This window comes from Blautia sp. An249 (assembly GCF_002159835.1).
Taxonomy (GTDB): domain Bacteria; phylum Bacillota; class Clostridia; order Lachnospirales; family Lachnospiraceae; genus Blautia_A; species Blautia_A avistercoris.
In genome coordinates this window covers 1-18176 of record NZ_NFJL01000019.1, presented here as the reverse complement: position 1 = coordinate 18176, position 18176 = coordinate 1, and the positions used below count along the sequence as shown (strand labels likewise).

20 protein-coding genes are annotated in these 18176 nt (G+C 44.6%); all 20 read left to right on the top strand.

Annotation, left to right across the window (positions count from 1 at the left end; genetic code table 11):
- Positions 1-5: 5 nt before the first annotated feature.
- Positions 6-1538 (top strand): phage minor capsid protein, encoded by a 1533-nt coding sequence (locus B5F53_RS15250; RefSeq protein ID WP_087224996.1) that lies wholly within the window; start codon positions 6-8, stop codon positions 1536-1538.
- The gene (locus B5F53_RS19950; protein WP_162610626.1) at positions 1531-1707 is read left to right on the top strand and encodes a hypothetical protein; all 177 of its coding nucleotides are present in this window, start codon (positions 1531-1533) and stop codon (positions 1705-1707) included. The genes B5F53_RS15250 and B5F53_RS19950 overlap by 8 nt, the downstream gene beginning before the upstream one ends.
- A gap of 74 nt (positions 1708-1781) precedes the next feature.
- The gene (locus B5F53_RS15245) at positions 1782-2054 is read left to right on the top strand and encodes a ribosomal-processing cysteine protease Prp (protein WP_162610625.1); all 273 of its coding nucleotides are present in this window, start codon (positions 1782-1784) and stop codon (positions 2052-2054) included.
- Between the two features lie 118 nt (positions 2055-2172).
- Positions 2173-2769, top strand: a complete 597-nt coding sequence (locus B5F53_RS15240; RefSeq protein ID WP_087224990.1) for a hypothetical protein — start codon at positions 2173-2175, stop codon at positions 2767-2769.
- A gap of 2 nt (positions 2770-2771) precedes the next feature.
- Positions 2772-3752, top strand: a complete 981-nt coding sequence (locus tag B5F53_RS15235) for a phage major capsid protein (protein WP_087224987.1) — start codon at positions 2772-2774, stop codon at positions 3750-3752.
- 13 nt (positions 3753-3765) lie between these two features.
- Positions 3766-4125, top strand: a complete 360-nt coding sequence (locus B5F53_RS15230) for a head fiber protein (RefSeq protein ID WP_087224984.1) — start codon at positions 3766-3768, stop codon at positions 4123-4125.
- A 14-nt stretch (positions 4126-4139) separates the two neighbouring features.
- Positions 4140-4532, top strand: a complete 393-nt coding sequence (locus B5F53_RS15225) for a hypothetical protein (RefSeq protein ID WP_087224981.1) — start codon at positions 4140-4142, stop codon at positions 4530-4532.
- A complete protein-coding gene (locus B5F53_RS15220) occupies positions 4501-4905 on the top strand; it encodes a DUF6751 family protein (RefSeq protein WP_087224978.1) in 405 nt (134 codons plus the stop codon). The genes B5F53_RS15225 and B5F53_RS15220 overlap by 32 nt, the downstream gene beginning before the upstream one ends.
- On the top strand, positions 4906-5238 hold the full coding sequence (locus B5F53_RS15215; protein ID WP_087224975.1) for a minor capsid protein: 333 nt from the start codon (positions 4906-4908) through the stop codon (positions 5236-5238).
- Positions 5235-5666, top strand: a complete 432-nt coding sequence (locus B5F53_RS15210; RefSeq protein WP_087224972.1) for a hypothetical protein — start codon at positions 5235-5237, stop codon at positions 5664-5666. The genes B5F53_RS15215 and B5F53_RS15210 overlap by 4 nt, the downstream gene beginning before the upstream one ends.
- A gap of 6 nt (positions 5667-5672) precedes the next feature.
- Positions 5673-6212, top strand: a complete 540-nt coding sequence (locus B5F53_RS15205) for a hypothetical protein (RefSeq protein ID WP_087224968.1) — start codon at positions 5673-5675, stop codon at positions 6210-6212.
- 16 nt (positions 6213-6228) lie between these two features.
- Positions 6229-6579 (top strand): DUF6673 family protein, encoded by a 351-nt coding sequence (locus B5F53_RS15200; RefSeq protein WP_087224965.1) that lies wholly within the window; start codon positions 6229-6231, stop codon positions 6577-6579.
- Positions 6576-7205 carry a Gp15 family bacteriophage protein gene (locus B5F53_RS15195; RefSeq protein WP_087224962.1) on the top strand — a complete coding sequence of 210 codons (630 nt, stop codon included), beginning with the start codon at positions 6576-6578 and terminating at the stop codon, positions 7203-7205. The genes B5F53_RS15200 and B5F53_RS15195 overlap by 4 nt, the downstream gene beginning before the upstream one ends.
- Before the next feature lie 184 nt (positions 7206-7389).
- On the top strand, positions 7390-11511 hold the full coding sequence (locus tag B5F53_RS15190; RefSeq protein WP_087224959.1) for a phage tail tape measure protein: 4122 nt from the start codon (positions 7390-7392) through the stop codon (positions 11509-11511).
- Positions 11508-12215 (top strand): hypothetical protein, encoded by a 708-nt coding sequence (locus B5F53_RS15185; RefSeq protein ID WP_087224956.1) that lies wholly within the window; start codon positions 11508-11510, stop codon positions 12213-12215. Before B5F53_RS15190 ends, B5F53_RS15185 begins: the two co-directional genes overlap by 4 nt.
- Positions 12215-14791, top strand: a complete 2577-nt coding sequence (locus B5F53_RS15180) for a phage tail spike protein (RefSeq protein WP_087224953.1) — start codon at positions 12215-12217, stop codon at positions 14789-14791. The genes B5F53_RS15185 and B5F53_RS15180 overlap by 1 nt, the downstream gene beginning before the upstream one ends.
- Positions 14792-14806: 15 nt before the next feature.
- The gene (locus B5F53_RS20430) at positions 14807-16204 is read left to right on the top strand and encodes an H-type lectin domain-containing protein (RefSeq protein WP_140398252.1); all 1398 of its coding nucleotides are present in this window, start codon (positions 14807-14809) and stop codon (positions 16202-16204) included.
- Positions 16205-16220: 16 nt separating this feature from the next.
- Positions 16221-16952, top strand: coding sequence for a hypothetical protein (locus B5F53_RS15170; protein WP_087224950.1), 732 nt, complete (start codon positions 16221-16223; stop codon positions 16950-16952).
- A 12-nt stretch (positions 16953-16964) separates the two neighbouring features.
- On the top strand, positions 16965-17618 hold the full coding sequence (locus B5F53_RS15165; protein ID WP_087224947.1) for a hypothetical protein: 654 nt from the start codon (positions 16965-16967) through the stop codon (positions 17616-17618).
- 13 nt (positions 17619-17631) lie between these two features.
- A partial coding sequence (locus tag B5F53_RS15160; RefSeq protein ID WP_204246946.1) for a hypothetical protein occupies positions 17632-18176 on the top strand: 545 nt, incomplete at its 3' end.

Sequence of the window (18176 nt, the reverse complement as noted above, 5' to 3'; positions counted from 1 at the left end):
TGTAAATGACCCCAAAAGAAAAAGGAGGCCTTCCTCTTCAAGTAGAAAAATTGTTTTATGAACTCCAGGATAGAATTTTCACGGATATTGTCAGGAGAATAAAAAAGACCGGAGAGATTACCAGTACAGCAGACTATCAGATAAATAAGCTGCTGATTTTAGGAAATAGTACGGAATTTGTAGAACAGGAAATAAAGCGCTTGCTTCATGCATCAAATCCGGAAATATGGTCACTTTATGACAAGGTAAGCAATTGGGAATACGTTCGTTATAAAAACGCATATGAACAAATAAATGGACATTTTATTCCGTTGGAAGAGAATGAACAGATTCAACAGTGGGCTCAGGCGGTAATTAGCCAAACAAACAGTGAAATTAAGAATCTGACGCGGTCTTTAGGTATGACTGTAGATATAGGCGGAGGGAAAAAAGCTTTTACTCCTTTGTCTGAATATTATCAGAAGTATCTGGATGGGGCATGTATGGATATTGTGACGGGCGCCTTTGACTATAATACTGTTTTGAGACGCGTAGTAAAAGAAATGACTGCTTCAGGGATTAAATCCATTGATTATGCATCCGGATATAGCAGCAGAGTACCAGTCGCAGTAAGAAGAGCTGTAATGACAGGGGTTTCTCAGCTGTCAGCACAAATCAATGAGAAGATAGCGAAAGATTTAGGTACAGATGCCTATGAAGTAACCTGGCATGCAGGACACAGACCTTCGCACTGGTGGGGCGGAAATGTATACACGAAACAGGAGTTGGTATCCGTCTGCGGACTCGGGGAGGTATCGGGGCTTTGTGGTGCCAACTGCCGACATAGTTATATGGCGTTTGTGGAAGGATTTTCTGTTCGTACCTATACGCCAGAACAGTTACAGGAGTTGGAAGCGAAGGAGCAGCAGACGAGACTGTATAATGGGAAGAAATATACGCCTTATCAGGCTTCGCAGATGCAGCGGCAAATGGAGACAAAGATGCGGAGTCAGAGAGCAAATGTACGTCAGCTGCAGCAGGGAGGAGCCAATCAGGATGATATATTAGCCGCAAAATCTAAATATCTGAATACGCTTCATCAGTACCAGAATTTTTCTAGGAAAATGAGGATCCCGGAGCAAATGGAACGGGTTTACATGGACGGGCTTGGCAGGGTCGCGCCGGGGAAGGCAGCATATAGAAAAACCGTTGCAAAAATGGAGAGGGATGCTATACTGAAGTCAGAGCTGCATGAGGCAGGGTTAAAAGGCATTATACATACAAAACCAGTTAAGATTGATATGGATGCCCTGAGCTTTGATGATAAACATATTAACGGTCAGAGGAATCATAACATTTCATTTGAAGAGGCAAAGTCCTTTATAGAAAATGCGCGTATTTCAGAGACAGTCTGGAAAGGACGTTTTGAGAGATATTACAGCCTGGATGGTGTGGCTTATGTTAATAAGAATAACCTTCAAATCCGTACTGCTTATAAGGGTGATGAAATAAAAGGAACTACAAAAAAAGTAATTGAGGTGTTAAGGAAATATGGATGACAGGTGGGTATTCTGTCCTTTGGTAGACAGAAAGATAGAAGATATTGACTGTATTGAAAACAGGGATGTCGTTGATGGCATGCTTGTTGAATCTTCTCTTCCGGATGAATATAAAAGAAAGATAAATTGGAAAGACATTTGCAGAAAGTGTCAGTGGCACAACTATTAATGATTAATGAAAGACCATTCATTCTTTTGAGGATGAGTGGTATTTTTATACCCATTTTTAAGAAAGGAGAGCCTATGACTACAATTACTTACAAAGAAAATGGAGTGATTTTTGACGGGCATGCAGAGAATCCTGTGGTCTGTCACGGAATTTCAGCTGTTAGTCAAATGGTGGCAAATTTTGTGGAAGACAGGAACTGGGGAGAAGTGATCCGTAAGGATGGCCATTTGGAAATCCGGGACATAAAGAAGGAGTGTTGCAGCAGCGAACTTTTTCAGGCAATGGTAATCGCTATTGAAGACATAGCAAATCAATATCCAAACAGCATAAAGATTGAAAGAGGATAGAAAGGCGGTGATCCGGTATCTCCCTATGGGACGCGGGGTGAAGCGTCTTATTTTTATGTCCGAAACGTGATGACAGAAAAAAGCATCGGAAAAACACTCATAAATGGAGGGATTGAAAATGAAAGACAGAATGAATTTAAGGCTATTTGAAGACGGCGCAGGAGCCGGAACTGCCGGCGGGCAGGGAGGAAACGCAGGAACTGGCAACGGCAGCCAGGGAGGGAATGCCGGTGGAAATCAGGCGACGTTCAGCTTTGAACAGGCAGAAGAAATCGCAAATGCAAGAGCCCACAGAGCGGAACAGGCAGCATTAAAATCTTATTTTCAGCAGCAGGGAATGACTCAGGAACAGGTACAGCAGGCGCTGAATGATTACAGGGAACGGCAAAAAAACAGTCAGCCTAATACGGCTAAGCTGCAGCAGGAAAGAGATGATGCCCTGGAAGAAGTAGCTAAGATGAAAAATGAAAAAATTTTAAGTGCAAAAGGCGTGAAAGCAGAAGATTTGGATTATGTCATGTTTAAGGTATCGAAAATGGTAGACGATAAGACTGATTTTAAGAAAGCAGCAGAAAAATTTTTAAAAGAGAATCCACGGTTTGCAGGACAGCCTTACCGAGTGGTAAGCACAGGCACACAGACCGGCGGAGGAACCGGAAAAGAAAATGATAATGATTCAATCAATGCGGCCATTAGAAGAGCCGCGGGGAGGTAAGGATGAACAGAAACAGAATGAATCTTAGGATGTTTGAAACAGATGTAAATATTATTGACAGGACCGGGGCGGAATCTTTAATCCCGGAAGAAAGGGCCAGAGAGATTATCCAGGGAGTGGTAACGCAGTCAGCCGTTCTGTCAAGGGGCAGAAAATTGCCGAATATGTCCAGCAGGACGTATAAAATGCCAGTACTGGACATGCTTCCGCTGGCTTATTTTGTAAACGGGGATTCCGGGCAGAAAAAGACAACGAAAATGGCATGGGATAAGAAATTTATTACGGCAGAGGAAATTGCGGTTATTGTTCCAATTCCAGAGGCCGTATTGGATGATTCGGATTATGACATCTGGGGAGAAGTAAGGCCACGAGTCGAAGAGGCATTTGGCAAGAAAATTGACGGCGCCGTGCTTTTTGACGAAGATAAGCCCTCCTCCTGGAGAGATGGTTTAGTAACGACCGCTACAAAAGCAAAAAGTGAAGTGACTTTAGGAAGTTCTGACTCCTTATATGACAAAATTATGGGTGAGGACGGTGTTATTGCAAAAGTAGAAAATTCAGGCTTTTTTGTGACTGGTCATATGGCAGATATTTCCATGAGAGCTAAGTTAAGAGGGCTGAGAGACGATGTGGGGCAGCTGATTTTTAAGTCGGATATGCAGGGGGCAACTACATACAGCCTGGATGGCTCTCCGATGAATTTCCCAAATAACGGAGCTTTTGATAAATCAAAAGCGCTGATGATTTCAGGAGATTTTTCTCAGCTTGTGTATTCTATTCGGCAGGATATTACGTTTAAATTGTTTACAGAAGGCGTTGTGCAGAATACAGACGGTTCTATCGCCTACAACTTAATGCAGCAGGATATGGTGGCTTTGAGAGCTGTTATGCGTTTAGGATGGGAAATTCCGAACCCAATTAATTCTATTCAGACAGATAAAACAAAGAGATGCCCATTTGCTATCTTAAAAGCAGGCGCCTGAAAAGGAGGAAAAAATGCGGGTTATAGATGCAGTTAAAAATCTTGCCGTTGCCATAAAAGGCAGCGGTGAGGTATCTGATATTGATACAGACCAGATTGCAGAAGCGATTCAGTATATGGCAGACAACTGGGAGGAAATAAAAGCGGGGATAGGGACCGGGGAAACCTATGTGCTTCCGGCAGCAACAACTACGGCGCTTGGAGGAGTAAAAAAGGCAGCGGCAGTGTCTTCTGTATCAGCAGCAGATGCAACGGCGGCAGAAGACGCTTATGACAAAACAACGGCTCAAAGCGCAGTTTCCCTGGCAAATGCCAACAAGGCGGCTATTAATGTGTTGATTTCCAAGCTGAAAGCAGCGGGAATCGTAGAATAAAGAAGGTGTTATTTATGATGCCGGTGGATTTTGTGTTTTATAGAAATGAGTATGGAGGAGCGCTCATCCCGGATGCTGCCAGCTTTAAGCGAATGATAAGAAAAGCGGATGGTTATTTAAAAGAAGCTATACACCAGAATCCATCCGAAACTCATCAGGAACAGGTATGGCTTTGCCTATGTGAAGTGGCAGAAATACTGTATCAGGAGGAACAACGGAAACAGCAGTCAGGCGGGCGGGAGATACAGTCAGAAAATACCGATGGCTATAGTGTTACCTATGTTTCTGAGACCGGTTCTTTACACAGAGAAATATCGGGAGTGATACGGAGATATTTGGCCCATTCGGGACTTTTATATGCAGGGGTGAGGTGTCATGCGAACAAATGCAACGATAACTATTTTTAACAAAAGGCCGGATTTACAAACAAGAAAAGTTTTTTATTTTCCTCACAAAATAGAAGATGTGTGGTTTTACTGCAGCAGAAAAACAGAAATACAACAAGGAGCTCTGGTGAGTGCAAATGAATATAAAATCCGAATTCCATTTCCACAGCAAGACTGGGTACCGCCTTCTAGTTATCAGACTTTTTCAGGAATAGTGAGAGAATGGACGGTACAAGACGGTGATTTCTTTATTTTAGGGGAGTGGGGAAAAAGTTTCGTAGAGGGAATATCTCAGGTGAAAAAAGAGTTTTCTGGAGTGGTGGGAATGGTCTTGAACCATACAGAAAATTTTATTGGAACTTCCCCGCATATCAGAATCGGAGGAGGCGATTAGATGCCTGCAAGAGTAAGACTGAAGCTTGATCCTGCCGATAAAATACTCTTAAAAAGGAACCTGAATAAAAACGGAAAAGGGCAGAGATTTTTTACACACGAAATAAAAAGGCTTTCCGATCCGTATGTGCCCATGCTTACAGGAAGGTTAAAAACAGATGTAACAGAGCTTCCTGGAAGCATTACCTACAATTCTCCCTATGCCAGAAAACAATGGTATGAAAATAAAGGGAATGGCCTGCGGGGAGCACGATGGACAGAGCGTATGTGGATAGACAGGGGCAAAGAGATTGTTCAGGCAACAGCAGAATATTGCGGAGGAAAATCAAAATGAGTATTGCATGTAAAGTGAAGGAATTTATTGAACAGTGTCCATTTCTAGAGGAATTCGAACAGGCAACTTTTCCAGTTGTAAATATGAACCTATTAGAAGCGGATCCAACAATGTACAGCATCGAATCCACGCCGGCAGAACCTATTTTGAAAAGGTTTGCAAATGGAGATACATTGCGACAATATGTATTTTCACTTTGTTCTCGTGAATTGTATGGACCTATTGAAAATTTAAATACGGCTGAATTTTATGAGAAATTTTCGGACTGGTTGGAAGAATGCACAAAAGAAAGGAAGCTTCCCAATCTGTCCGGGCAGCTGCAAAGCAAATCCATACGTGCAACTACAGATGGGTATTTATACGATAATCAGGGAACAAGCTGTCAGTATCGGATTCAATGTCAATTTACTTATTATAAACGGAGGTAGAAAAATATGAAGATGAATTTACAGATTTTTTCAGAAGCAGCAAATACAGGAGTTGTTGGCAGATGGCAGCATCCAGGCTATTTAAATATTACCTCAAGCGAAGAGAGCGCGCAGTATGAATTATTGGGCTTTGGGGTGACGCAGCTGGATGATTCTCCATCAGCTCAGACAACTTCAAAGCGGTATGTGAACCAGAAATCGGCTACGCAGACCATTGGATCTTATGAATGGACGGCTCCTTTGGAGTTCGACTTAATCCGATCAGAAAAAGCCATCGAATATATCGCAGGGATTGGAGAAAAAGAAAAAACGGGTGTGGATGCAGAAACAGACTATGTAATTGTCTATTTAGAGAAACAGGTAGCTGAACAGGCGACTACCTACGAAGCTAAAAAGAGAAGAGTGGCCGTTGAAGTATCTGAGTTCTCAGACAACGATGGAGAGATTCAGGGATCTGGAAATCTCCTGGCGGTTTCAGACTGGGAATATGGACAGTTTGATACCAAAACGAAGACTTTTACACCAAACAGTAGTTTATCAGCATAAGAAGGAGGGGCTTTAGATGGTAATTCATGGAGTTATATTAGATTTTTCTCTTTACAATTCTAAAAATATACAGATGAGAGAACGTTATTTTGAAGAGCTGAAAAAAATGCGTTCGATTAAGCAGGATATGCAGGCAAATAAAACCGAAAAGGAGAAAACGGAATATCTTTGTAAAAGAATTAAAAAAATGTTTGACTCTGTATTCGGATCCGGGACCGGCGTGAAGATTTGTGGAGAAGAGGACGATTTATTAGTTTGCATGGACGCTTATGAACGTCTGGTAAACGAACAGATGCGGCAGCAGAAACGTTATAAGGGAATTATGAGAAACTTAGGAAATCTTTCCAAAGGGACTTCGAAAAAATGAATCCGTTAATAGAAAGATTTCCTTTATCTGTAAAAGTTGGCGGTACGAAATGCAGGATAAACTGGGATTTTCGTACCGTTTTATCTTGTAATCAGAACCTAAAGCCGTATCAGTGCAAAAAGGAAATTCCTCAAAAGGTGTTATTAAAGATTTTGCGGCGCTTTTATCCGGAAGTTCGGGTTTTCACAGAAGAACATATCGAAAAATGGTTTTGGTTCCTAGCCTGCGGAAGAGAAGAACCATCTAAGAAATTCCCAAAAAAAGTTGCAGGAATCAACAGCAATCAGCCATTTGATTTTGATGTAGATGCCGAATTAATTTATGCGGGTTTTTTGCAGCAGTTTCAGATTGACCTGCAGAAGGAAAACATGCATTGGTGGAAGTTTATGATACTGTTGGAAAACTTAGGAGCCGAGACAAAATTATCTAAAATAATGGAATACCGAACCAGGGATCTTACGAAAAAAGGCTTAACGAAAGAAGAAAGAACTTTTTATAAAGCCATGCAGAAATATTACAGCCTGGAACGTAAAGGAGAAAGGCCGGACGAAAAGGCCAGAGAAATTGAAGATGCACTGCTTCGTGGGGAAGATATAACAGCGTTGTTGGCAGGTGATAATGATTGAAAAAATAAAGTGTGAAAAATGTGGACATACTCTTCTTTTTGCAGAATTCATAAAAGGGGAGATGAAATGTCCGCGTTGCAAAAAAATAAATAGGATAGAATATCCGGCAAAGGGAAGAGTTCAGAGGTGCACCAAAGAGTAGCATCCAAGCCTACTTTGCAAAGAAACAAGGTAGGTGAGAAAAATGGCGGATGGGAAAGTAATAATTGAGACTGCCCTGGACAATTCCGGGATAAAAACAGGCCTGTCAAAATTAAATAGTTTAACGGTTAAAGGGCTTAAAGTAACTACTGGAGCTATTACCGGAGCGATTACTGGAACTGCAACTGCTTTAGGCGGGGTAGCCACGGCAGCTATAAAAGTAGGTTCGGATTTTGAAGCCCAAATGTCAAGAGTACAGGCGATTTCAGGAGCAACAGGAGAAGACTTCCAAAAACTAAAAGACCAGGCAATTCAATTAGGGGCGGATACCGCTTTCTCAGCATCCAGCGCAGCGGAAGGTATGGAGAATCTGGCAGCGGCCGGTTTTACTACAACAGAAATTATGGATGCGATGCCCGGTCTTTTGGACTTGGCAGCGGCTTCCGGAGAAGATTTGGCAAGCAGTTCTGATATTGCGGCATCAACACTCCGCGGATTTGGACTTGCTGCATCAGAAGCAGGGCATGTAGCGGATGTCCTTGCGGAAAATGCAAATAGGACAAACTCCTCCGTAGCGGAAACCGGTGAGGCGATGAAGTATATCGCACCGTTGGCGCGGGCATCAGGAATCAGCATGGAGGAAACTGCCGCTGCTATTGGTATTATGGCAAACGCCGGAATTCAGGGAAGTCAGGCAGGAACCACATTAAGAGGTGCTCTGTCCAGATTGTCGAAGCCTACAAAAAATATGGTTGAGGCGATGGATGAACTGGGAATATCTTTTTATGATTCAAATGGAAAGATGAAATCCCTCTCCGAGCAGGTAGGAATGCTGAGACAGGCAACCGAGGGCATGACAGATGAACAGAAAAATAATTATCTGGTAACCCTTTATGGGCAGGAGGCTCCTTCGGGGATGCTGGCTCTGATAAACGAAGGAGAAGGCAGCCTGTCTGAATTAACAAAATCTTATGAGACATGTGACGGATCTGCAAAAGCAGCAGCAGATACCATGCAGGATAACCTGGCAGGAGCGATTGAACAGCTTGGAGGTTCAGCGGAAACTTTCGGAATTGTATTTTATGAAAGTGTTTCCGGTTCTTTGAAAGATACGGTTGAAACAGTCACGGATAGCGTGAATGCAATTACAGATGCTTTCAAAGAGGGAGGGATTGAAGAAGCTGTTAAAACGGCCGGAAATGAATTTGCGGATTTGGCAGTAATGGCTGCAGAGCATGCGCCGGATATGGTAGACGCGGCAGTTGATTTTATAGAGTCCTTTATGAAAGGAATCTCCGAAAATAAAAATAAATTATTAGGGGCTGCCGGAGAGATTGCAGAGACTTTGGCAAAGGGTTTGACGAAGCTTCTTCCAAAAAAACTACGGGATCCAGCGGAAAAAGCAATTGAAGCAATTACAGATGCTTTTGAAGAAGGCGGGATTGAAGGTGCCATTGAGGCGGCCGGAAATGAATTTGCAAATTTAGCAGTGATAGCGGCGGAATATGCACCGGATATGGTGGATACGGCGGCTGAATTTATAGACGCTTTTATAGACGGCACCTCAGATAACGCAGACGAATTGCTGGAGGCTGCAGGGGTGATTGCGGAAGCTCTGGCAAAAGGACTGGTGAAACTTCTGCCAAAAGAACTGCAGGAGCCAGTGGAAAAGGCAATAGAGGCAATTTCAAAATCCCTTACAGGCGGAGGACTGAAAAAAGGGATCGAAACAACCGTACATACGTTTGAAAACCTGTTTGATATTGTAGAAGAGATTACGGAAACGGCTCTTCCTTTATTTACAGATGCTCTTGACTTTGCAGGTGACCATCTCGGAGAATTGGCGGGATTGGTTGGAGGGATTTCAGCAGCTATCTTTATTTATAACGGTTATGTAAAAACAGCTGCTGCTGCCCAGAAGATTTACAATGTTGCAATGGACGCATATAGGGTATACGTAAAAAAAGCAGCTGCAGAAACTGCAATTTTAAATACCGTTACATCAGCAAATCCTATCGGTTTGATTGCAGCTGTTGTAGGAGGAGCCATTGGAGGACTTGCCTTATATAATTTGACTCTGGAAGATACGATTTCTGACAGTGAGGCATTCAACCAAAAATTAACCGAAGAGGTTGAAGCATTAGAGGATGCGAAAAAGGCCCGGCAGGAATCGGTAGAAGGAATTGAATCGGAATATGGCTATTATCAGGAACTGTGGGATGAGCTTCAGGGAATTGTCGATCAGAATGGAAAAATCCAAGAAGGTTATGAGGAAAGAGCGGCCTTTATTACCGATACTTTAAGCGAAGCGACAGGAACAGAGATCGAAATCATTGACGGAGTGATCCAAGAATACGACAAGTTAAAAGATTCCATTAGCCAGTTGATTGAGAAGAAAAGAGAAGAGGCGATTCTGTCTGCTTATGATGACGCATATTCAGAGGCAATAAAAAAACAGGACGAAGCTGTAGAGGATGTAGCAAAGGCCTATGATAATTTAAGAGAGGCGAGAGAAAAAGAATATGAGGCACAGGAAAATTTTAATGCTGCGGTTGAAAGAGGCGAAGAAGGTTTAGAAAACTATTCCAAAGTAGTAGCATTAGCAAGAGACGAAGTAAAGCTGTGTAAAGACAGCCATGAAAAAGCCACGGAAAAACTGGCGCAATATCAATCCACAATCGCCAATTATGAATGGGCATACGGAGCAGTACAATCAGGAAGCCAGGATGCTATTTTAGCCGTGCAGGCATTAAGTGGAGAGTTGCAGACTGCGGATGCAACCTCAAAAGAAGCATTAGGTAAACAGGTAAATACTTTTTATACCGAGTATGAAAAAATAAAGGCGGCAGCCAGTGAAGGGGCACAGGGGGTTAATGATGAAATCGTAGGAAAAGCAGAGGCTCTCTATTATCTTGCCCAGGCAGAGTATGCGAAAGCGGCCGGAGCATCACAGGAAGAAATTGATTCCTGGATGAACAGGGCGCGAACTGCAATTTCCAGTTCAGGTATGCCGGAAGCAGCACAGCAGGAAGTACAGGAAACAGCCAATAAAATGACAGAAACTGCTGAGGCTACAAAAGAACAGACAGCACAGGCAGGAAAAACGCAGAAGGACAGTTACGACAGCGGAGTGAAAAGCGGTGACAATTCTGCCGGGGCCGAAGTCGTTTCCCAAACGGCATCAGATATTGCACAGGAAACAGAGAACCAAAAGGGAAATGTGGAAGCTTCTGGAGATAGTCTCGGAAATGCTTACAGTACCTCTGTTAGTAATTCAGATGTTTCTTCTTCCGTTAAGAAATTTACAGATGACATTATTTATACTTTAAAATCTGCAGATCTTGCAAAGACAGGAGCTGCGGAAGGAAAAAGTTTTGCAGAAGGCGTAAAGAACGGGATTAATTCCAGTCGCGCGGTTACCGTAAGTGCTGCGAAAATGTTGGGCCAAAAAGCCTGCGAAGCACTGGAAAGTCAGAACCTTCAGCAAAAGGGAACAAAAGAAGGACTGAATTTCGGTAATGGTCTTGCGAAAGGAATCGGAGAGAAAAACAGTCTGGTGAAAGGCGCCGGCCATTCGTTGGGAAACCAGGCAGTCAGAGGTTTGGAATCCCGTGATATTTATGGAGAGGCATATAATGACGGATTAAATTTCTCTTATGGCCTTGCAAATGGCATTTATGCCGGAGAATCAGAGGCAATTTCAGCAGCAGTATCCGTGGCAGCATCCGCTTTGGCGGCGGCGCAGAACGAATTAGATATCAATTCCCCTTCAAGAAAGACAAGAAAGTTTGGTTTGTCTTATGATGAAGGGCTTGTTGTCGGGATGGAAAAAGGGCAGAGGCAGGTTGAAAAGACATCTACACAGTTATCCTCCAGAATGTTGTCCGCATTTAACATGCAAGGGATTACTGAACGCATGCGTGCCATAATGGGAATGAATATAGAAAGAGCTACAAGAGGAATTCAGTCAGAAACAATACTTACGCGCAATATTTTCCCATCTTTGAACACTCCAGAGAAAGAAGGCGAGGAAATCCCTGTACAGCTTGTCAACGTGTTTGAGGTGGATGGAAAAGAGATGGAAAGAAAAACTGTGAAGGCAGTTATTAAGAAGGTATCCAGTACCCAGTATGCGGTGAGACGGTCAAAAGGAGGAAACGGATGAGAAACATCAAATACTATTTTGAAAATGAACAGGGGAATTCAGCGGATCACGGAATCTTGTTTCCCACCCTGCCGGTGATAACGCTTGGCCAGAAACAAACAGAGCTAAAAGAGATTGCAGGGAGAAAAGGAACACTGGCCGTAGATACAGGCATATACAGTGATACCGTTATCCAGAATTCTGTGGAGATTAGAGTATCCAAAAGAAGTGATTTGGATCCGGCTTATTTACGGGCAGTGCAATGGATCCGGAAAAGCCGGAAAGTAGTCTATAAAGATGCAGAAAACTATTTTTACAAAGTAAAAAAGGTAGAGGTAGGAGAACCCAGCCATGATACGGACTACAATTGCACCTTTGACTTTACCTTTACATGTGAGCCGGGAGTCTATATCTCCGGTGGGGAGAGAGAAATGGAAAAAGCAGAGGTGCTGTATAACCCATATTCTTTGTGCGAGCCCATCTACCTAATAGAAGGGGAAGGCGTCTGCACGCTGACCGTAAATGGGAAGACCATGAATGCCAACGTAGGCCAGAACCTGACCATTGATACCGGGCGGATGCTGGCCTACCGGGAAGACGGGACCCTGCAGAATACCCAGGTAACGGGAGACTACGAAGATTTGTACCTGCAGCCCGGGGAGAATACGATTACGATTACATCCGGGTTTGACTTGAAAATCATCCCGAACTGGAGGTGCTTATAATGATACAGGTTTATGAAAGAAAAAAGGAAACATGCCTGATACCTTCCTCGGAATATTCGGGTTTCTCCGAGGAATATAGTGGAGTCAAGTTTACACGAAAAATAAAAGAAGACGGAAGAATAGAATTCACGCTGGATGGAACCCATAAAGGCAATGTGTTTCATATGTTTACACTCGATTTGAGTAAAAAGAAATATGGAACCAATTATTACATGAAAGCGAGTGTAGAAAGCGAACGCAGCCGGTTATATTTTGGAGTTATTACTGACGGGACAGGGTACACAGGACATGGAAGTACAATGCCAAACGGGGAAAACGAGATGTGGGCTACCATTCGGGAAAACGAAGACTGTATAGCATTTGGATTCGGCTTAGAAGATAACTGTATTTTCCATAATGAGACCTTTACCATCGGCGTGTATTACGACAATGGTGAGTCTGACGATAGATTTACAAGAAACGGGGATATGACACTCCTGCCGACAGAAGCAAATATCCATGTTATTTTAAACAGCACTTGGGAGGCCACTTTGGAGCACCCTATTGATGAAGAAGGAAGATGGAAATACATCAAGGAGGAAGCGGTTGTAAAGCTTCCTTCTTTTTATGGGAAAGACCAACTGTGGAGGATTAAACGGAAGGAAAAACGGGATTCCGGCATTTCCGCTACCCTGGAATCCATCTTTTACGATTCCAGGGACGACTGTTTTCTAGTAGACGTCCGGCCGACCAATAAAATCGGTTGGGACGCCTTAAAACTTATGACAGCTCCCAACAGTAAGTATCAGGGGAAATCGGACATCGTCGACACTGCCACAGCTTATTACCAGTTTAAAAACCTGATGGAGGCCATCAACGGGGATGATGAGAACAGCTTCATCAACCGGTGGGGAGGGGAAATCCTCTTTGATGATTATACGGTTATTATCAATAGACGGGTGGGCGGCGACTACGGGGTGGAGCTGCGTTATGGGAAGAACATCCCCCAGGACGGACTGACGGAAGAAGTGGACATCCGGGAAGTGGTAACCAGAATCTACCCAAAAGCCTATAACGGTTATACCATGACCAACAACGGATATGTGGACTCTCCGCTGATTGACAACTATCCTACCATCAAAATCCGAACCATCACCTTTTCGGACGTGAAAATGAGAGAGGATGCCAGTGAAGACGATGAGGAAAACGGAGTGATTCTTTGCGACACCCAGGCGGAACTGGATGCAGCCCTGAAACGACGTTGCGAAGAGCAGTACAGGGCAGGATTGGATAAACCAAAAGTTACCATCTCAGCGGACATGGTACTTTTAAAAGATACAGAGGCCTATAAGGATTACGCTGTCTTAGAGGACGTCTCTTTAGGTGATACCATCCACTGCAAAAACTCCCACTTAGGGATTGTGACGGATGCCCGTGTCATTGAACTGGAATGGGACTGTATCCGGAAAAAAGTAAAGTCTGTTGTCCTGGGCGACTTCCAGTATAACTACTTCAATGACGTGGATTCCGCGGTCAACCGAATTGACGGTGCTATCCGGCCGGACGGCTCTCTCGTGGCGGAGAAGATTGCCGGGTTTATCAACGGGGCAATGACCTCCCTGAGGGCACAGGCAAATATAGCGAAAAAAGTCGGAACAAGAGCCATCTTATTTGAAGATCTGGATCCGGATAGCCCAACCTATGGAGCCCTGGCAATTGGAACCAAGGGGATTGAGATTGCCGGACAGAGAACGGAGGATGGAAAAGACTGGGATTGGACGACGGCCCTTACCGGAAAAGGAGCTATTGCGGACATTATTGTAGCAGGCCTGCTCTCGGATAAAACCGGAAAGAATTTCTGGAATTTAAATAGTGGGAACATGCAGTTCACTATTGAAAAAGGAAGCGGAAGCAACATCCACGTAGTAGACGCAGATGGAAATACCATCTGTAAAATAGATGCCGGAGGACTGGAGGCCATTGCGGGGACGATAGGAGGATTCCGAATTACAAAAAATGGATTCAGCTGTACCTCAGATGATGGAAAGAAACGGTTGCTTATTATGAATTACGATTACGATAAAGAAGGATCGCTTGGAACTTTTTATATCCAGGCATGGAAAGACTCAAAATTTGACGGAGACACAAGTGGTTGGGAAACTTTAGTGCGTTATGACTATGACGGAGAAGCCTGGTTTATGTCACCGCAGTATGTATTTAGTGGGACAAATGTTTCCCGTGTACAAAGAGATTATCTTTTAATTAAAAACGCAAATATTTCAGGGGGGCATATATTTGAAGGAAAGGTTGTGCCGGAATATTACATAACAAAAGACAGTAATGGACATGGAATCGGCCTTGAAATTGGAAATACAGAGACGGCAGATGCAAGAGGAATCCGTTTTGTTTTAGATAAGTTAATGATTAATAATTCAACAGGAGTAGAAAACGCTTCCTTTGAATTCGTTGCACCTAAAAATGCAGTCTGGAGGGATGGAATTGGATATGTGTTCGGAAGCTTCCGATATGCAAGATTAAGTTTTGTACATGGGATCTTGGTAGATTATTGGTGGAAAGATTTTGAGGAACCAGAATAAGGAGGTGAAAACCACATGGAAATCATAAAAAGAGAACTGTGGGTAACCCAGAAAAGGATGCTCCTCCCAGTACCCTATGTCCAGGGGACAAACGCCGTAACCCTGGAGTTTTCCTTTATGGATTACACAATTCCTTCCGGGGCAACAGCCAGAATCTACATAAAAAAGCCCTCCGGGAAGGAGGTCTACAACACAGCCACATTAAAAAACAACGTGGTAACGGTAAAGCCGACCACGCAGATGTTTGCAGAGACAGGCGAGTATCCGGGGCAGATCCAGATTGTAAAGAGCTCCTCCATTCTGGCCACGTTTCTCATCCCGTTCCGGGTAGAACGGAACATTGTCAGCGAAAGTGCCGTACAGTCTGCCAATGAATACGGCATCTTAGATGAACTAATAGAAGATGCGCGTACAACCATAAGCAACATGGAGGGATTAATTGACCAGGTAAAAACCAAACTGGAGAACGGGGAGTTTGATGGTCCCAAAGGAGATACCGGGGAAGACGGGGCAACCTGGTTATCCGGCACTTCGGTTCCTTCTTCCAGTACCGGAAAGAACGGGGATTTTTATTTAAGGACAAGCACTTATGACGTTTATCAGAAGTCTTCCGGGAGCTGGACAAAAAAGGGAAATATCAAAGGGGCTACCGGAGCGACCGGAGCAACGGGAGCGGCAGCCACAATCACCGTGGGGACAGTAACAACCGGAGAACCGGGGACAGAAGCCAAGGTAAGCAACAGGGGAACTTCCGGTGCTGCTGTTTTTGATTTCACGATCCCGAGAGGGGATACAGGGGAGATTGAAAACCTGGATACGGCAACCGTCAATTTTACCCAGGCATCTACCCGGAGTAACATTCTTTCAACGGACACCCTGAAAGTAATCCTCGGGAAGATTAAGAAATTCTTCGCAGACCTGCACACGGTGGCATTTTCTGGGAGTTATAGCGATTTAAAGGATAAACCAACGATTCCGTCCATCGTAAACAATCTTACCAGTACTTCCACGGACTCCGGCCTGTCGGCGGCGATGGGAAAACAGTTGGCAGACAACCAGGGCGATTTGAGCGATTTGGATACGGATGGAAAGGACAATCTGGTTGAGGCAATCAATGAGGAACACGCCAGGATTCAAAGTGGAAAGACGGGACTTATCAATGCGTCAGGAAAAGAGAACATCCCCGATCAGTCGTATGGAATCGTTCAGATTACCTTCCCGAAAGCGTTCCCGTCGATCCCTAACGTGGTGGTAGGGATTGTATGTCCAGCAGAATCCGAAAATGCGAATTATGGAGGGCTTACAGCGACGGTTGAAGAGGGTTCTGTAACAAAAACTGGCTTTAATTTGCGAGTGTTTAATGATTCCGGAAGTGGATGCCAGCCACGTGCTTCCTGGATAGCGAGTATATAAAGGAGGATAAAAGAAAATGGAAAACAAGATTATTTTTGCAGACAGGACAGAACAGGAAATCCTGTCCGGAGCCACCGAGTACAGTTTCAGCCTGTATTTGAAAGATATGGAGGCATTTACAGTCTTCCACACAAAAATGACGGAAGAGAACCTGGAAGAGTACACAATTGTCAGCGGAGAATCCCGGGAGATACGAGGAAACCGGAAAGTAAAACGGGTATCTATAACAGAGCAGTCAGAGACGGAGGAAACTCCCGAAGGGCTGCTTGTTGTTTATAATCTGGAAGACTTAACCCCGGCCGAGAGGGGAGTGAAAGCCATCCAGAAACGCCAGTCAATGTACGAAAGTGCGGTACTGGTGGCGCAGATGCAGGCGCAGTCTCTGACCGATGTACAGGCAATCACGGTGAAGAACCTGTACCCAGAATGGAAAACCGTGATCGGCCAGACGATAGAAAGAGGCTACAAGTTTACCTATGAAGGAACGCTGTATAAGACCTTACAGGATACCCTCCTGATACAGGAGCAGTATGTTCCGGGGCAGGGGACGGAAAGCCTGTATGCGGTGATTGACGAAACCCACGCCGGGACGAAGGAGGATCCGATTCCGTATAACGGTAACATGGCATTAGAGAATGGAACATACTACACCCAGGGCGGAAAAGTATACCTTTGTAATCGGGATACCGGACAGCCGGTTTATCAGGCCCTTGCAGACCTGATTGGGCTTTATGTGGAGGAAAAGTAGGAGGTGAAACGTATGGATCCAGTCCTCACCTTTCATGTTACAAACCAGATTATCACCCGGACAGACCGGTTCCCGGTGGTGGCAAAGTCCCGGAATTACCTAAAAGCGGAGTTTATCTTTGATACGCCGGAATGGGCCGATCCCAAGACTGCCCTGTTTGAACGGGATGGGAAATGCTGGGCGCAGCTTCTAGAAAAGGATGCCTGCCTGGTTCCCTGGGAGTTTCTGGACACAGACCAGAGCTGCCACGGCCAGGTATCGGTCTTCTGCGGGAACCTCATAACTGCAAATAAGGAGAGCGTCTACATCGCCGCCTCCGGCTACCGGGAGGGAGAGACGCCGGCGCCTCCTTCTCAGGATGTTTACCAGCAGATATTGGAAAAACTGGGGGCAAAAGCGGATGATCTGAAACTGGACGGAGGGATGCTGTCCCTTCTTTCGGAAGGAAAGGAAATCGGAACCAGAATCCGCCTCCCATCCGGCGGGGAGGGCGGTGGACGGGAAATCGAACTGAAAAACAACGGGACAGCCATCCAGTGGCGGTACACAGACAGTAACGACTGGCAGGATTTAGTCTTACTGGAGCAACTAAAAGGGAAAGACGGCCAGACCCCGGACTTTGAGATCCGGACAAATGGCCATTTGATAGCCATTTATAAAGAATAAAGGAGGAAACCATATGGCAAGAGAAATTGATTTAGGGAGCGTCATCGGACCAAAAGGGGATCCATTTACCTACGAGGATTTTACAGAGGAACAGCTTGCAGCCTTAAAGGGGCCGAAAGGCGATACTGGAGAGAAAGGAGAAAAAGGAGAAAAAGGGGATCCGGGAGCCACATCCGCGGATGGGGTATCTTACGAGGAAGGAACGGTAAAAGATGCCTTAGACGCCTTGAAAGAGCAGATGGAAGAAGTCCTGTATGAAGCCATCCAGATCATATCCTTTACCAACAACGTCAACACCGTAGAGATGGGCAGCACTGTCAATACCGTAGTCCTGACCTGGAAAACCAACAAAACGCCGACAACCCTGACCCTGGACGGGGAAGGAATCGACAAGTCCCTGACGACCAAAACCATCGAAGGAGCCAACTTAAAAAGCAATAAGACCTATACCTTAAAGGCCACCGATGAGCGGGAGGCAACGGCTACCAAAACAAGCGCCATCACCTTTTTAAATGGCGTATACTGGGGCGTTGGAGAGAGCAAAGACTCTTTCGACAG

Excerpts from the sequence above, each read along its gene's own strand:
- B5F53_RS15235 (WP_087224987.1), top strand. The coding sequence starts at position 2,772 with ATGAACAGAAACAGAATGAATCTTAGGATGTTTGAAACAGATGTAAAT.
- B5F53_RS15195 (WP_087224962.1), top strand. The coding sequence starts at position 6,576 with ATGAATCCGTTAATAGAAAGATTTCCTTTATCTGTAAAAGTTGGCGGT.
- B5F53_RS15245 (WP_162610625.1), top strand. The coding sequence starts at position 1,782 with ATGACTACAATTACTTACAAAGAAAATGGAGTGATTTTTGACGGGCAT.
- B5F53_RS15200 (WP_087224965.1), top strand. The coding sequence starts at position 6,229 with ATGGTAATTCATGGAGTTATATTAGATTTTTCTCTTTACAATTCTAAA.
- B5F53_RS15205 (WP_087224968.1), top strand. The coding sequence starts at position 5,673 with ATGAAGATGAATTTACAGATTTTTTCAGAAGCAGCAAATACAGGAGTT.
- B5F53_RS15180 (WP_087224953.1), top strand. The coding sequence starts at position 12,215 with ATGATACAGGTTTATGAAAGAAAAAAGGAAACATGCCTGATACCTTCC.
- B5F53_RS15225 (WP_087224981.1), top strand. The coding sequence starts at position 4,140 with ATGATGCCGGTGGATTTTGTGTTTTATAGAAATGAGTATGGAGGAGCG.
- B5F53_RS15250 (WP_087224996.1), top strand. The coding sequence starts at position 6 with ATGACCCCAAAAGAAAAAGGAGGCCTTCCTCTTCAAGTAGAAAAATTG.
- B5F53_RS15230 (WP_087224984.1), top strand. The coding sequence starts at position 3,766 with ATGCGGGTTATAGATGCAGTTAAAAATCTTGCCGTTGCCATAAAAGGC.
- B5F53_RS15210 (WP_087224972.1), top strand. The coding sequence starts at position 5,235 with ATGAGTATTGCATGTAAAGTGAAGGAATTTATTGAACAGTGTCCATTT.
- B5F53_RS20430 (WP_140398252.1), top strand. The coding sequence starts at position 14,807 with ATGGAAATCATAAAAAGAGAACTGTGGGTAACCCAGAAAAGGATGCTC.
- B5F53_RS15185 (WP_087224956.1), top strand. The coding sequence starts at position 11,508 with ATGAGAAACATCAAATACTATTTTGAAAATGAACAGGGGAATTCAGCG.
- B5F53_RS15220 (WP_087224978.1), top strand. The coding sequence starts at position 4,501 with ATGCGAACAAATGCAACGATAACTATTTTTAACAAAAGGCCGGATTTA.
- B5F53_RS15215 (WP_087224975.1), top strand. The coding sequence starts at position 4,906 with ATGCCTGCAAGAGTAAGACTGAAGCTTGATCCTGCCGATAAAATACTC.
- B5F53_RS15240 (WP_087224990.1), top strand. The coding sequence starts at position 2,173 with ATGAAAGACAGAATGAATTTAAGGCTATTTGAAGACGGCGCAGGAGCC.
- B5F53_RS15190 (WP_087224959.1), top strand. The coding sequence starts at position 7,390 with ATGGCGGATGGGAAAGTAATAATTGAGACTGCCCTGGACAATTCCGGG.
- B5F53_RS19950 (WP_162610626.1), top strand. The coding sequence starts at position 1,531 with ATGGATGACAGGTGGGTATTCTGTCCTTTGGTAGACAGAAAGATAGAA.
- B5F53_RS15165 (WP_087224947.1), top strand. The coding sequence starts at position 16,965 with ATGGATCCAGTCCTCACCTTTCATGTTACAAACCAGATTATCACCCGG.
- B5F53_RS15170 (WP_087224950.1), top strand. The coding sequence starts at position 16,221 with ATGGAAAACAAGATTATTTTTGCAGACAGGACAGAACAGGAAATCCTG.